The organism is Streptomyces sp. WAC 06738 (assembly GCF_003945505.1).
In the GTDB taxonomy this organism is placed as follows: Bacteria; Actinomycetota; Actinomycetes; order Streptomycetales; family Streptomycetaceae; genus Streptomyces.
In genome coordinates, this window is sequence record NZ_CP029618.1 from 3571949 (window position 1) to 3586381 (window position 14433).

Genomic DNA, 14433 nt, shown 5'->3' on the forward strand with positions numbered 1-14433 from the left:
CGACCGGGAAGAGCGGAAGAAGATCCGACGCGGTCGGAGAAAAATTCGAAAAGACCGGAGTCCGGACATGCGACGACCCCCGCCGGGGGGGAGAGCGGGGGTCGTCCCCACGGCCGACTCGGGGGGGAGGAGCCGGTCCGGGTTAGCACGGTCGCGAACGATCCGTGACTTCCATGGTGTACCCGAGAGCCTTCTCAGGCAAACCCACGCGCCACACCTTACGCCGAATGGTGGGCGCCTATGCTCGCACTCGTGGAAAACCACTCGTTGCCCAGGACGGCCGCCTTCTTCGATCTGGACAAGACGGTCATTGCGAAGTCGAGCACCCTGACCTTCAGCCGGTCGTTCTACCACGGTGGGCTGATGAATCGGAGGGCTGTGCTCCGGTCCGCCTACTCGCAGTTCATCTACCTCCTGGGCGGCGCCGACCACGAGCAGACCGAGCGCATGCGCGCCTACCTCTCCAACCTCTGCCGCGGCTGGAACGTGGCCCAGGTGAGCGACATCGTGGCCGAGACCCTCCACGACCTCATCGACCCGATCATCTACGACGAGGCCGCCTCCCTCATCGAGGACCACCACCTCGCCGGCCGCGACGTCGTCATCGTCAGCAGCTCGGGCGCCGAGGTCGTCGAGCCCATCGGCGAGCTGCTCGGCGCGGACCGCACGATCGCCACCCGCATGGTCGTCGAGGACGGCCGCTACACCGGCGAGATCGACTACTACGCCTACGGGCCCGCCAAGGCGGAGGCCGTACGGGAGCTGGCCGACGCCGAGGGCTACGACCTCGCGCGCTCGTACGCCTACAGCGACTCGATCACGGACGTCCCCCTCCTGGAGACCGTCGGCCACCCCTACGCCGTCAACCCCGACCGGGCGCTGCGCCGCGAGGCGGAGCAGCGCGACTGGCCGGTGCTGTCGTTCGCCCGTCCCGTACGGCTGAAGCAGCGGCTGCCGCAGTTCTCGCTGCCCTCCCGGCCCGTGCTCGCCGCGGCCGCCGCGGGGCTGGCGGCGGCGACCGCGGCCGGGGTCGTCTGGTACGCGTACCGCCGCCGCCTCCAGGCCGCCTGAACCGCCGGAAACCCGCTCCGGCCTGCACATATCCGCTTCGCCCGATAATTAACCTTTGCCAATATTTGCAGGCGAAAGTAAATATCTGCGCGCTGGGCTTCCCTCTCCCCGTGGACAGGAGTACAAAGGAATTACGGCCCGCGAAGCCAGGGCATCCGAGGAGGATCCCCAGCAACAACGGCTCCGCGGACCGCACATGGAAGTCGGGAACCCACGCGACGCCGATCCCTCGAATAGGGACCGCCACACCAGGCAACGGACGGGTGCCGGGCCTGATGGGCAAAGAACTCTGCACGCACTGGTAGCCCGGCCGACATGAGACAGCGGCGGTGCCCCAGGGTGCCGCCGCAACTCTGCGGCTACGGGCCCGCGGAACCCCCGGGCGCCACGGTTACGCCGCGCCCCGCTGCAGCGCCTCGCAGACCGCCGTGCTCTCCCGCGCCCCCAGCTCGACGGCCCGGCCGCAGTGCGCGATCCACCCCCCGACGCCCTCCGGCGTCCCGCTCGCGTAGCCCGCGAGCGCCGTCTCGTACGGACCGCGCCCCTGCTCGGCGTGGCCCACCTCCGCCGGGCAGACCCCCTTCGGGTCCAGCCCGCTGCCGACGAGCACGATCCGCTCGGCGGCCCGGGCGACCAGCCCGTTGCCGGTACGGAACGGGCGCAGCGTCAGCAACTCCCCGTGCACCACCGCAGCCATGACCAGCGCGGGAGCGGACGAGCCCGCGACGACCAGGGCCGCCAGCGCGTCCAGCCGCGCCGCCGCCTCCTCGGCGTCCGGCAGCGGCGACGGCAGCACCGCACCCGGCTCCGTGACGCCCTCGCCCGCCAGCCGCGGCCGGCCCACCGCCTCGCCGGCATCCCCCGCCGTGGAGTCCCCGGTACCCGCCGACGCCACCACGTGCAGCCGCGCGAGGACCTGCATCGGCGACTGCCGCCAGGTGCTCAGCAGTTGCCCCGCCTCCGCGTTCGCCCGCAGCGCCCCGCCGACCGTCCGCGGCTCCCCCGCGCCGGAGAAATCGCTGCGCCGCCGTACCTCCTCCAGCGCCCAGTCCGCCCCCGACAGCGCCGCCGAGGCCCGCGCCCCGCGCAGCGCCGCCTCCGCCGACACCTCGTTGCTGCGCCGCCGCATGACCCGGTGCCCGTAGACGCGATCGACCGCCCTCCTGACGGAGGACACCGCCTCCTCGACTCCCGGGAGGGTGCTCAGGGCCGCCAGCGGGTCGGTCACGCTCGTCATGCGTACGAGACTACGCAACCCGATGGGGTGGACTTGTCGGGCCCTTTCCCTGACCGCGGGGCAAGATCCCGCTACCGTTTCTGAACATGAAGATCGCTTTCGTGGGAAAGGGCGGCAGCGGCAAGACCACCCTGTCGTCCCTCTTCGTCCGGCATCTCGCCGGCACCGGCCGCCCCGTGCTCGCCGTCGACGCCGACATCAACCAGCACCTGGGCGCCGCCCTCGGGCTCGACGAGGAGGAGGCCGCCCGGCTGCCCGCGCTCGGCGCGCACCTCCCGCTCATCAAGGAGCACCTGCGCGGCGACAACCCGCGGATCGCGGACGCCGCCGGCATGATCAAGACCACACCCCCCGGCACGGGTTCCCGCCTGCTCACGGTCACCGGCGACAATCCGGTGTACGCCGCGTGCGCGCGCCCCGTGCGGTTGGACAACGGCTCCGTGCGCCTCATGGTCACCGGCCCGTTCACCGAGGCCGACCTCGGCGTCGCCTGCTACCACTCCAAGACCGGTGCGGTGGAGATGTGCCTCAACCACCTGGTCGACGGGCGCGAGGAGTACGTCGTCGTCGACATGACGGCGGGCAGCGACTCCTTCGCCTCCGGTATGTTCACGCGTTTCGACATGACGTTCCTCGTCGCCGAGCCGACCCGCAAGGGCGTCTCCGTCTACCGCCAGTACAAGGAATACGCGCGCGACTTCGACGTCGCGCTGCGCGTCGTCGGCAACAAGGTGCAGGGCCCGGAGGATCTGGAGTTCCTGCGCGCGGAGGTGGGCGCCGACCTGCTGGCCGCCTTCCCGCACTCCGACTGGGTGCGGTCGATGGAGAAGGGCCGCCCCCCGGCGTTCGCGACGCTGGAGGAGCCGGCGGCGCAGGTGCTGCGGGAGCTGTACGGGGCCGTGGACGCGTCGTACGAGCGCCGCGACTGGGCCCGGTACACCGACCAGATGGTGCACTTCCACCGCAGGAACGCGGAGAGCTGGGGCAACGCGAAGACCGGGGCCGACCTGAGGGACCAGATCGACCCCGGCTTCGTCCTGGGCGAGACGACGCCCCCGGAGCCCCTGCCGGCCGTACGGGACGCGGCCGCGGCCCCTCAGCCCGCCTGACCCTCCTTGGCGTCCGCGGCGCCGGCGTGGTCCTTCTCCCGGGACCCCGCCGGCTCGGCACGCTGCGCGCTCCCCTTCTTGGCGTTCTTGGTGTCCTTCGCGTCCTTCGCCAGGAACTTCTCCCAGCCCTTCGCCGGCTGCTCGCCCACGTCCAGCGTGCGCAGCCTGGCGAGCGCCGCCGGGTCCTGCGCGTCCAGCCAGTCCACCAACTGCCGGAAGGAGACGCAGTGCACGTCCTTCTTGGGGCAGACGGTCTTGATGGTGTCCTCTACGGCACGCATGTACGCGCCGCCGTTCCAGCTCTCGAAGTGGTTTCCGATGACGAGAGGCGCGCGGTTGGTCGTGTACGCCCGCTCGAAACCGGCCAGTAGCCCCTCGCGCATCTGCCGTTCGAAGGCGGCGTGCTGGGCGGCGGGCGCATAGGCGGTGCCCGACTGGTTGGCCATGAAGTTGTAGTCCATGCTCACGACTTCGAAGGCGCGGCCGGGGAAGGGGACCTCCTGCAACGACAGGTCCCAGATGCCCTCCTTCTTCCTGGGCCACACCTGGCTGCCGACACCGCTGGTGTCATAGCGGAAACCCATCTCCTTCGACGCCTTCATGAGGTTCTTCTGGCCCTCCAGGCAGGGGGCGCGACCGCCGACCAGCTCCTTGTCGTAGTCGAAGGGAAGGGGATCCGCCTTCTTCCGGCCGGTGTTCGTCTTCCAGCGCTGCACGAACTGCTTGGCCTGCGCGATCTCGCTCTTCCAGTCCTCCTTCGACCAGCTCGCGACGCCCGTACGGCCGCAGAAGTGGCCGTTGAAGTGGGTGCCGATCTCGCTGCCCTCCAGCCAGGCGCCGCGTACCTGCTCCAGGGTGGCGGCGACCTCCTCCTCGTCCAGGTAGCCGATGTCGGAGGCACCGCGGGCGTGGCCGGGGGGCTGGTACTCCATGCGCTTGTCCCGGGGCAGGACGTAGACGCCGCTGAGGAAGTACGTCATGGCCGCGTCGTTCTCCCGCGCCACCTTGCGGAAGTGGGAGAAGAGCCGCTGGCCGTCCTCGCCGGCGCCGTCCCAGGAGAAGACGACGAACTGCGGCGGCTTGGCGCCGGCCGACATCCGGCTGATCTCGGGCTGGTTGGGCTGGCTGCCGGTGTAGGCCGTGGAGCCGTCGCCGATGAGCTTCATCGGCCGGCCCTTGCCGCGTGCATCGTCCGTCGCGCCGCCGCTCCCCGGGCGCTGCGGATCGCCGTCCGGTCCGGCCCCGGGAGAACAGCTCGCGACCGCCACTCCGCCCAGTGCCAGGACACAGCAGATTCCCACGGTCGCCCGCCATGTTCCGAACAAAGCTCCCACCTCTTCCCGGCGTCGCCAGGGACGCGCTGACTCGAATGGCCGAATGCACGCGCGATTCCTCGGCGCACGCTCGGAAAGAGGGATAACCGGGAATTCAGATTATCTCTCTGTATTCACTCGATGGATGGGAGAAGTGGTCCGACCGGCGCAAAACGCTTCGCGGACTCTTTACGTGGCATTACGATTCATTTACTCGCCCTTGAGGGTCACCGAACCGTCACACTGAGTGACGTAACCCGTGTGCCCGTGCTGCACGACGCCCCCTCCACCTCGAGGAGACGCCACATGCCCGCAGGACGCCCGACGCCCCTGGGAAGCCCTTCCGCCGAGCGCGCGAAGGATCCGGAACACGAACCGGAACACGACCCGGCCGCCGACCCGGAACACACGGCAGACCCCGCACCCGCGAAGACCGCCGGGCACGCCGCGGTGCCCGGACCCGCCGGTCCCCCCGAAGACACCGCCCCCCGGCGGCCCTTCGTCGCGGACCTCTCCGCCTCCGTGACCGTCTTCCTGATCGCGCTTCCGCTCTCGCTGGGCATCGCGCTCGCGACCGGCGCCCCGCTGCAGGCGGGGCTGCTGTCCGCCGCCGTGGGCGGCATCGTCGTCGGCCTGATCGGCGGGGCGCCACTCCAGGTCAGCGGGCCCGCCGCCGGGCTGACGGTGGTCACGGCCGACCTCATCCAGCAGTACGGCTGGCGCGCCACCTGCGCCATCACCGCCTTCGCGGGGCTCGCGCAGCTCGCGCTCGGCTCGCTCAGGGTGGCCCGTGCGGCGCTGGCGGTCAGCCCGGCGATCGTGCACGGCATGCTCGCGGGCATCGGCGCGACCATCGCGCTGGCCCAGTTGCACATCGTCCTCGGCGGCAGCCCGCAGAGCTCGCCCGTCGACAACACCCTGGCGCTGCCCGGCCAGCTCGCCGACCTGGACCCGGCCGCCGTGTCGGTGAGCGCCGTCGTCATCGTCGTGCTGCTGGGCTGGCCCTGGCTGCGCGGGCGGGGCACGGGTCCCCTGCGGTACGTACCCGGTGCGCTGGCCGCCATCGTGCTCGCGACCGGCTTCGCCTCGCTCACCGGGCTGCGGCTGCCGCGGGTCGACCTGCCGTCGTGGAGCAGCCACGCGCTCGCGGGCGTGCCCGACGGGCCGGTGCTGGGGCTGGTGGCCGCGGTGCTGACGATCACGGTCGTGGCCAGCGTGGAGTCGCTGCTGTCCGCGGTGGCCGTCGACAAGCTGGCGGTGGCACGGGGCGACCGGCACCCCGTGGCACGCGCCGACCTCGACCGGGAACTGCGCGCCCAGGGGGCCGGCAACCTCTTCGCGGGGCTGCTCGGCGGGCTGCCCATCACGGGGGTCGCGGTGCGCAGTTCCGCGAACGTGGCGGCGGGGGCGGTCGGTCGCCGCTCGGCGGTGCTCCACGGTGTGTGGGTGGTGCTGGCGTCGCTGCTGCTGGTGGGGATGCTGGAGCTGATCCCGCTGGCGGCGCTGGGTGCGCTGGTGATGGTCGTCGGCATCCAGATGGTGAAGATCAGTCATGTGCGGTCGGTACGGCGGCACCGGGAGGTGCTCGTCTACGCGGCGACCGTGGCCGGCGTCGTGATGCTGGGCGTGCTGGAGGGCGTCGCGGTGGGGATCGCGGTGGCGGTGGCGATGTCGCTGCACCGGCTGTCCCGTACGCGGGTGACGCTGGAGCGGCGCGGCGGGGACGGAGCGCCGGGGGCGGCAGGCGAGGGCAGCCGGGAGGAGGCGTACCTCGTGCGGGTGCGCGGGCAGCTCACCTTCCTCGCCGTCCCGCGGCTGAGCCGGGGGCTCGCGCAGGTACCGCCGGGCGCGACCGTGGAGGTGGAGCTCACCGGCTCGTTCATGGACCACGCCGCGTACGAGACGCTGCAGGAGTGGCGGCAGGCGCACATCGCCCACGGCGGCGCCGCGGAGCTGGTCTCCGCCACCGGCCGGCGCATCGCCGAGCCGGCCACGGCGCACCACTGCCATCCCTGGACGCCGTGGCGCAACCACTGCTGCGTCACGTCACCGGAGCAGCCCGCCCCGGCGCACCGGCTGCTCAGCGGGATCAGCAACTTCCAGCGCAACACCGCGCCGCGGGTGCGCGAGGAGCTGGCGCGGCTCGCGCGCGAGGGGCAGCGGCCCACCCAGCTCTTTCTCACGTGCGCGGACTCCCGGGTGGTCACCAGCATGATCACGTCGAGCGGGCCGGGCGATCTGTTCACGGTACGGAACGTGGGGAACCTGGTGCCGCTGCCGGACGAGCCCGGAAACGGCGCGGGCTCCGCGAGCGACGCGGACGGCGGGACGGCCACGCCCGGCACCCGCCGGGACGCCGCAGACGCCGCCCTGCAAGACGACTCCGTCGCGGCGGCGATCGAGTTCGCGGTCGAGGTGCTGCGGGTCGAGTCGATCACCGTGTGCGGGCACTCCGGCTGCGGCGCGGTGCAGGCGCTGCTCGACGAGGAGGCCGCCCACGGCGGCGCCGCGGACCCCGCCGCCGGCGTACCGCCCACGCCGCTGCGGCGCTGGCTGCGGCACGGGCTGCCCAGCTTGGCGCGGGCCAGGGCCGACGGGCCCCGGATCGTCTCCCGGCCGTTCGCGGACGACACCGAGCGGGTGAGCCTGGCCAACGTGGCGCAGCAGTTGGACCATCTGCGCCGGCACCCGTGTGTACGCCGCCGGCTGGCTGACGGTTCGTTGAGCCTGCACGGCATGTATTTCCACGTCGGCGAGGCCCAGGCTTATGTCCTGGGAGAGCAGGGCGACTTCACGGCCGTACGCCCCGGACCCGCCCGGCCGGCGGAGCGTGCCGCGGCCGATGTCCGGTAGCACACGGCGCCTGCGGGTACCCACAGGTCTAAACCAATTTATCCCCAGGCCCTTGTCACGCCCTCCCCACGACTGATGAGCTAGGCCCGGGACTGAGGCGGACATCCTGGAAAGGGAGATGTCGTGAGCAACGAAAGCCTGGCCAACCTGCTCAAGGAGGAGCGCCGGTTCGAGCCGCCAGCCGAGCTGGCCGCGCACGCGAACGTCACGGCGGAGGCGTACGAGCAGGCACGTGCGGACCGGCTGGGCTTCTGGGCGGAGCAGGCCCGGAGGCTCAGCTGGGCCACCGAGCCCACGAAGACGCTCGACTGGTCGAACCCGCCGTTCGCGAAGTGGTTCGAGGACGGCTCGCTCAATGTGGCGTACAACTGCGTGGACCGGCACGTCGAGGCCGGCCTCGGCGACCGCGTCGCGATCCACTTCGAGGGCGAGCCGGGTGACTCCCGCTCGATCACCTACGCCGAGCTGCAGCGGGACGTCGCCAAGGCGGCCAACGCGCTGACGGAGCTGGGGGTGCAGACCGGCGACCGGGTCGCCATCTACATGCCGATGATTCCGGAGACCGTCGTCGCCATGCTGGCCTGTGCCCGCATCGGCGCGCCCCACTCGGTGGTCTTCGGGGGCTTCTCCGCCGACGCGCTCGCCACCCGGATCGCCGACGCGGACGCGCGCGTGGTCATCACCGCCGACGGCGGGTACCGGCGCGGCAAGCCGTCCGCCCTCAAGCCCGCGGTGGACGACGCGGTGGGACGCACGGACCGGGTGCGCAACGTCCTCGTGGTCCGCCGTACGGGCCAGGACGTGGCCTGGACCGAGGGCCGCGACGTGTGGTGGCACGACGTCGTGGACCGGCAGGAGGAGACGCACACGCCCGAGGCGTTCCCCGCGGAGCACCCGCTCTTCATCCTCTACACCTCGGGCACGACGGGTAAGCCCAAGGGCATCCTGCACACCACCGGCGGCTATCTCACCCAGGTGTCCTACACCCACCACGCCGTCTTCGACCTCAAGCCCGAGACGGACGTGTTCTGGTGCACGGCCGACGTCGGCTGGGTCACCGGCCACTCGTACATCGTGTACGGGCCGCTCTCCAACGGCGCCACCCAGGTGCTCTACGAGGGCACGCCCGACACCCCGCACCAGGGCCGCTGGTGGGAGGTCATCCAGAAGTACAAGGTCTCGATCTTCTACACCGCGCCCACCGCGATCCGCGCCTGCATGAAGTGGGGCGACGCCATCCCGGCGAAGTTCGACCTGAGCAGCCTGCGGCTGCTCGGCTCGGTCGGCGAGCCGATCAACCCCGAGGCGTGGATCTGGTACCGGGACCACATCGGCGCCGGCCGCACGCCGGTCGTGGACACCTGGTGGCAGACCGAGACGGGCGGCATCATGATCAGCCCGCTGCCCGGGGTGACGAGCACCAAGCCCGGCTCGGCGCAGGTGCCGCTCCCCGGCATCGCGGCCACCGTCGTGGACGACGAGGCGCGCGAGGTGCCGGACGGCTCCGGCGGCTATCTGGTGCTCACGGAGCCGTGGCCGTCGATGCTCCGCACCATCTGGGGCGACGACCAGCGCTACAAGGACACGTACTGGTCCCGCTTCGAGGGCCGGTACTTCGCCGGTGACGGTGCGAAGAAGGACGACGACGGCGACATCTGGCTGCTGGGCCGCGTCGACGACGTCATGCTCGTCTCCGGGCACAACATCTCCACCACCGAGGTGGAGTCCGCCCTCGTCTCGCACCCCAAGGTCGCCGAGGCCGCAGTCGTCGGCTCCACCGACCCGCAGACCACGCAGGCCATCGTCGCCTTCGTGATCCTGCGCGGCGGCGCGGAAGAGGCCGAAGGGCTGGTGGAGGAGCTGCGGGCGCACGTGGCGAAGGCCCTGGGCCCGATCGCCAAGCCCAAGCGGATCCTGCCGGTCGCGGAGCTGCCCAAGACCCGCTCCGGCAAGATCATGCGCCGGCTGCTGCGGGACGTCGCGGAGAACCGCGAGATGGGCGACGTCACCACGCTGACGGACAGCACGGTCATGGACCTCATCCAGGCGAAGCTGCCGAGCGCGGCCTCGGAGGACTGAGACCGGGCCCCGGTGAGCGGTGCCGGCGGCGGGGGACACCCCGCCGCCGGCGGCCCCGCCGCGCCATACATCCCTTTTGACCCGTCATCTGACCCCGGTTGATCGGCCGGTGCCGCCCTGTAGGGTGGCGGAGACACGTGAAGAGAGCGATAAAACCCTGAGGCGCGCCGGGAAGTCTGGTCGGCACAGAGCACTCGTGTATCTGCCGTCCACCGCCCGGGAGGCCCCGTCGTGACCGCGCCCCAGCGCCCGCAGCAGTCCCAGTTCCTGCGCAGACCGTCCCTCAAAGAGAGCAAGTTCCTCACCGAGGCCCTGCGTACGGAGACCGTCGGCGGACTGATCCTGCTGGCCGCGGCCGTCATCGCCCTCGTCTTCGCGAACAGCGCGCTGAGCGGCACCTACGAGGACATCAAGGGCTTCACCTTCGGCCCCTCCGCGCTCGACCTCCGCCTCGACCTCGCCCACTGGGCCAAGGACGGGCTGCTGACGATCTTCTTCTTCGTCGTCGGCGTCGAGCTGAAGCGCGAGCTGGTCGACGGCGAGCTGAAGGACCCGCGGGCCGCCGCGCTGCCGATCGTCGCCGCGCTCTGCGGCATGGCCACCCCCGCCCTCTTCTACGTCGCCGTCAACGCCGGCCGCGGGGACCTCGGCGGCTGGGCCATCCCCACCGCCACCGACATCGCGTTCGCCCTCGCCGTGCTCGCGGTCATCGGCAGCAACCTCCCCTCCGCGCTCCGGGCCTTCCTGCTGACGCTGGCCGTCGTGGACGACCTCTTCGCGATCCTGATCATCGCGATCTTCTACACCTCCGGCATCAACCTCGTCGCCCTCGGCTCCGCCCTCGCCGGCCTCGTCCTCTTCTGGTTCCTCCAGCGCCGGGACGTCCGCGGCTGGTACGTGTACCTACCGCTGGCCCTGGTCATCTGGGCCCTCATGCACGCCAGCGGCGTGCACGCCACCATCGCGGGCGTCGCCATGGGCCTGATGCTGCGCGTCACCACCCGACCGGGCGAAGAGGTCTCGCCCGGAGAGCGCATCGAGCACCAGATGCGGCCGCTCTCCGCCGGGCTCGCCGTGCCCGTCTTCGCCTTCTTCGCCGCGGGCGTGGCCGTGAACGCCGACTCGCTGGGCGGCGTGTTCACCGACCCCGAGCCCCTCGGCGTCGTGCTCGGCCTCGTTCTCGGCAAGGTCCTCGGCATCTCCCTCGGCTCCTGGCTCGCCGCCCGCTTCACCCGGGCGGAGCTGAACCCGGCGCTGAGATGGCCCGACGTGTTCGCCGTGGCGACACTGGCCGGCATCGGCTTCACCGTCTCGCTCCTCATCAGCGAGCTGGCCTTCACCGACGACCCCGGCCTCGCCGAGGAGGCCAAGGCCGCGGTGCTCACCGGCTCGTTCATAGCCGCCGTGCTCGCGTGCGTGATGCTCAAGATCCGCGACAATCGCTACAAGGCGATCGCCGAGGAGGACGAGCGCGACGAGGACATGGACGGCATTGCGGACATATACCAGCAGGACGATCCGGAGTACCACCTCCGGATGGCCGCGATCCACGAGGCAAAGGCCGCGGAACACCGGAGGCGTGCCGAAATGCGGCACCCGCCCGGCGAGCAGGGTGACCGTCGGGCATGATGTGACTTCAGGCGGCGAAGGGACGGACGATGAGCGCAGCCGGCAACGGTGCGGCGGGTAGCCGGACGGCCGCGGAGGCGAGCACCACGGCGAAGGTCACGACGGCGAAGGGCGGAACGGCGCAGGACGGCGCGGGCCCGGAGCCCGGCTCCGACGCGCACCTCGACACGCAGCAGAGCCTGGGGCAGCTCGTCTCGACCGCCACCACGAATCTGAGCGCGCTGCTCCACGACGAGATCGCCCTGCTCAAGGCCGAGACCCGGGAGGACATCAAGCGCGCGGGCGCGGGCGGCGCCGCCCTCGGCGTCGCCGCGGTCCTCGTCCTCTTCGGCATCCCGGTGCTCAGCTTCGCCGCCGCGTACGGGCTCCACGCCCTGGGTCTCCACCTCGCCTGGTCGTTCCTCATCGTCTTCGGCGTCCACCTGGTCCTCGGCGCGCTCGCCGCCCTCTGGGGCATCGCCAAGATGCGCCAGATGCGCAAGCCCGAGCGCGCGATGAACTCCACCAAGGAGACCGCCACCGTCATCTCCGACTCCCTGCGCGGCCGAGGTCATCCGGCGGACCGACGCAAGCCGGCCGCGGGCGTGGCACGCTCGGAGTCATGACGGCACCGTCGCCAGTCGACCCGGCAGTCCACCTCGAGGGGCCCTGGACCCACAGGGACGTCGCGGCGAACGGCGCCCGCTTCCACATCGTGGAGATGGGCGAAGGGCCGCTGGTGCTGCTGCTGCACGGATTTCCGCAGTTCTGGTGGACCTGGCGGCACCAACTGCCCGCGCTCGCCGAGGCCGGCTACCGCGCGGTGGCGATGGACCTGCGCGGCGTCGGCGGCAGCGACCGTACGCCCCGCGGCTACGACCCGGCGAACCTCGCCCTCGACGTCACCGGCGTGATCCGCTCGCTCGGCGAGCCCGACGCCGCGCTCGTCGGCCACGACCTCGGCGGCTATCTCGCCTGGACCGCGGCGGTGATGCGGCCCAAGCTGATCCGCCGGCTGACCGTCGCCTCGATGCCGCACCCGCGCCGCTGGCGCTCCGCGATGCTCACCGACCCGCGGCAGAGCGCCGCGGGCTCCTTCGTCTGGAGCGCCCAGCGCCCCTGGCTGCCCGAGCGGCAACTCGTCGCCGACGACGCCGCGTTGGTCGGCCGGCTGATCCGCGGCTGGTCGGGGCCGCGGCAGCCGGACGACAAGGCGCTGGAGGTCTACCGGCGCGCCATGACCGTGCCCTCGACGGCGCACTGCTCGGTGGAGCCGTACCGCTGGCTCGTACGGTCGCTGGGGCGGCCCGACGGCATACAGTTCTACCGCCGCATGAAGCTGCCGGTGCGGGTGCCGGTGCTGCACCTGCACGGATCCCTCGATCCGGTGATGCGCACGCGCAGCGCGGCGGGATCCGTCGCGTACGTGGAAGCGCCGTACCGGTGGCGCCTTTTCGACGGTCTCGGGCACTTCCCGCACGAGGAGGACCCGGTCGCGTTCACGACCGAACTCGTCAACTGGCTACGGGATTCCGAGCCCGACCGCTGACGCCGCGCAGCTCACCGTCCGGTCCACGGCCCGTACGGCATCCTCCGCCACCACCGCGGCCGGTACCCGGCGCCGCCGCCGCTGGAACTGGACACGTCAATTGCACCCTGCATAGGCCGATGGGCCCGGGAAAGGGCGATTACCGGCCGCCTTGCGGGGGGAGGATCCGGGGTATGGGTTGGACGCATGACTACAACGACGTAGGAACCCACCGCGCCACCACCCCGGACGCCAGACCGCTCCGGGGCGCCTCGGCGCATCGCGAAGTGGACCTCCGTCTGGGGATCCCGCACATTCTCCGCCGCCGGGCCCGCTGGATGAGCGCCCGGTTGCGGCGCGTGCACTGAGCGGCCCGCCCGCGACCCGTCCCGACGTGGATTCCGGGGGCCGTGCCCCCCCGGCTCCTCCGCGGCTCACATGGCGCAACTGTCGCTGTCCACGGGCTGCGACGCCGTGCGCCCGCGCTCGATGTCGTCGCGGACCTCGTCGACCGTCAGCGCGTAGCCGGTGTCCTTGTCGTCCATGGACCTGGCGAAGATGACGCCGACGACGGCGCCTTCGGGAGTGAGCAGCGGGCCGCCCGAGTTGCCCTGGCGGACCAGGGTGAAGAGGGAGAGCACGTCGCGGTTGACGGTGCCGCGGCGGTAGATGTCCGGGCCGTTGGCCGTTATGCGGTCGCGCACGCGCGCCGCCCGTACGTCGAAGCCGCCGTTCTCCGGGAAGCCGGCGACGATGGCGTCGTCGCCGCGGCTCGCGTCGTTCTGGTCGAACGGCAGCGCGGGGGCGTCCAGCCCGGGGACCTCCAGCACGGCGATGTCCCGCTCCCAGTCGTAGAGCACGACCTCGCCGTCGTAGAGCCTGCCCTCGCCGCCGATCTGCACGGTGGGCTCGTCGACGCCGCCGACGACGTGGGCGTTGGTCATCACGCGCTGCGGCGCGAAGACGAACCCGGTGCCCTCCAGCACCTTGCCGCACGACTGCGCCGTGCCGACGACCTTGACGATGCTCTTCCGGGCCTGCTCGACCACCGGGCTGCCGACCAGCGCGGGGTCGGGCGCCGGCACGTTGGTGATCTGCTCGCTCTGGAACGGCGCGAAGACCTGCGGGAAGCGGTTCTCCGACAGCACGGAACTGAACTCGCCGAACCAGGTGTCGGCGCTCTTCGGCATCACCTCGGCCACGCCGTTGAGCACCTTCGACGCGCGCACCTCGCGGGCGACGGTCGGCAGCGTCGTCGACGCCAGCGCCGTGCCGAGGAGCCACGCGACGAGCAGCAGCGCCACGACGTTGACCAGCGCACCGCCGGTGGCGTCCAGGGAGCGGGCGGGCGACCAGGTGATGTACTGCCGCAGTTGGTTGCCGAGGTGGGTGGTGAGGCCCTGGCCCACCGAGGCCGCTATGAGGACGAGGACGATGGCGCCGAACGCGGCCGTCGGGCCGAGGGCGGCGCCGTCGGTCACCAAGTCCCAGATGACGGGCAGCAGATAGATGGCGAGCAGCCCGCCGCCCACGAAGCCGCACACGGACAGGACACCGACCACGAAGCCCTGGCGGTAGCCGACCACGGCGAACCACACGGCGGCCGCCACCAGCAGGATGTCCAGCACGTTCACC

At 71.7% G+C, this 14433-nt stretch carries 10 protein-coding genes; 7 read left to right on the forward strand and 3 right to left on the reverse strand.

The features are described from left to right. Positions 1–240: 240 nt before the first annotated feature. Positions 241–1071: an HAD family hydrolase gene (locus tag DMB38_RS15310; protein WP_125935663.1), complete on the forward strand. Its 831-nt coding sequence runs from the start codon at positions 241–243 to the stop codon at positions 1069–1071. A 391-nt stretch (positions 1072–1462) separates the two neighbouring features. Here the strand turns inward: DMB38_RS15310 and DMB38_RS15315 are convergent, their stop codons facing one another. Next, positions 1463–2308 carry a Fic family protein gene (locus DMB38_RS15315; protein WP_125935664.1) on the reverse strand — a complete coding sequence of 282 codons (846 nt, stop codon included), beginning with the start codon at positions 2306–2308 and terminating at the stop codon, positions 1463–1465. A gap of 86 nt (positions 2309–2394) precedes the next feature. On the opposite strand from DMB38_RS15315, the gene DMB38_RS15320 reads away from it, so the two are divergent. Next, on the forward strand, positions 2395–3417 hold the full coding sequence (locus DMB38_RS15320; RefSeq protein WP_125935665.1) for an ATP-binding protein: 1023 nt from the start codon (positions 2395–2397) through the stop codon (positions 3415–3417). Here the strand turns inward: DMB38_RS15320 and DMB38_RS15325 are convergent. Next, positions 3405–4583, reverse strand: coding sequence for a hypothetical protein (locus DMB38_RS15325; protein ID WP_125935666.1), 1179 nt, complete (start codon positions 4581–4583; stop codon positions 3405–3407). The two genes, DMB38_RS15320 and DMB38_RS15325, sit on opposite strands and share 13 nt — an antisense overlap. 453 nt (positions 4584–5036) lie before the next feature. On the opposite strand from DMB38_RS15325, the gene DMB38_RS15330 reads away from it, so the two are divergent. The 5 genes from DMB38_RS15330 (at position 5037) to DMB38_RS15350 (ending at position 12819) form a co-directional block, all read left to right on the forward strand. After that, entirely contained in the window at positions 5037–7583 is a 2547-nt protein-coding gene (locus DMB38_RS15330; protein ID WP_125935667.1) for a SulP family inorganic anion transporter, read from the forward strand. A gap of 123 nt (positions 7584–7706) precedes the next feature. Next, positions 7707–9662: an acetate--CoA ligase gene (gene acs / locus DMB38_RS15335; protein ID WP_125935668.1), complete on the forward strand. Its 1956-nt coding sequence runs from the start codon at positions 7707–7709 to the stop codon at positions 9660–9662. A 231-nt stretch (positions 9663–9893) separates the two neighbouring features. Then, the gene (gene nhaA, locus DMB38_RS15340) at positions 9894–11291 is read left to right on the forward strand and encodes a Na+/H+ antiporter NhaA (RefSeq protein WP_125935669.1); all 1398 of its coding nucleotides are present in this window, start codon (positions 9894–9896) and stop codon (positions 11289–11291) included. Between the two features lie 29 nt (positions 11292–11320). Next, entirely contained in the window at positions 11321–11896 is a 576-nt protein-coding gene (locus DMB38_RS15345) for a phage holin family protein (protein ID WP_346429507.1), read from the forward strand. Then, a complete protein-coding gene (locus DMB38_RS15350; protein ID WP_125935670.1) occupies positions 11893–12819 on the forward strand; it encodes an alpha/beta hydrolase in 927 nt (308 codons plus the stop codon). The genes DMB38_RS15345 and DMB38_RS15350 overlap by 4 nt, the downstream gene beginning before the upstream one ends. Before the next feature lie 413 nt (positions 12820–13232). On the opposite strand, the gene DMB38_RS15355 is transcribed toward DMB38_RS15350, so the two are convergent. Next, positions 13233–14432: a MarP family serine protease gene (locus tag DMB38_RS15355; protein WP_125935671.1), complete on the reverse strand. Its 1200-nt coding sequence runs from the start codon at positions 14430–14432 to the stop codon at positions 13233–13235. Between the last annotated feature and the right edge of the window lies 1 nt (position 14433).

What these genes read in the sequence shown, in the direction of transcription:
- DMB38_RS15345 (WP_346429507.1), top strand. Translation starts at nt 11,321, where the DNA reads ATGAGCGCAGCCGGCAACGGTGCGGCGGGTAGCCGGACGGCCGCGGAG.
- DMB38_RS15315 (WP_125935664.1), bottom strand. Translation starts at nt 2,308, where the DNA reads ATGACGAGCGTGACCGACCCGCTGGCGGCCCTGAGCACCCTCCCGGGA.
- DMB38_RS15320 (WP_125935665.1), top strand. Translation starts at nt 2,395, where the DNA reads ATGAAGATCGCTTTCGTGGGAAAGGGCGGCAGCGGCAAGACCACCCTG.
- DMB38_RS15310 (WP_125935663.1), top strand. Translation starts at nt 241, where the DNA reads ATGCTCGCACTCGTGGAAAACCACTCGTTGCCCAGGACGGCCGCCTTC.
- DMB38_RS15325 (WP_125935666.1), bottom strand. Translation starts at nt 4,583, where the DNA reads ATGAAGCTCATCGGCGACGGCTCCACGGCCTACACCGGCAGCCAGCCC.
- DMB38_RS15350 (WP_125935670.1), top strand. Translation starts at nt 11,893, where the DNA reads ATGACGGCACCGTCGCCAGTCGACCCGGCAGTCCACCTCGAGGGGCCC.
- DMB38_RS15330 (WP_125935667.1), top strand. Translation starts at nt 5,037, where the DNA reads ATGCCCGCAGGACGCCCGACGCCCCTGGGAAGCCCTTCCGCCGAGCGC.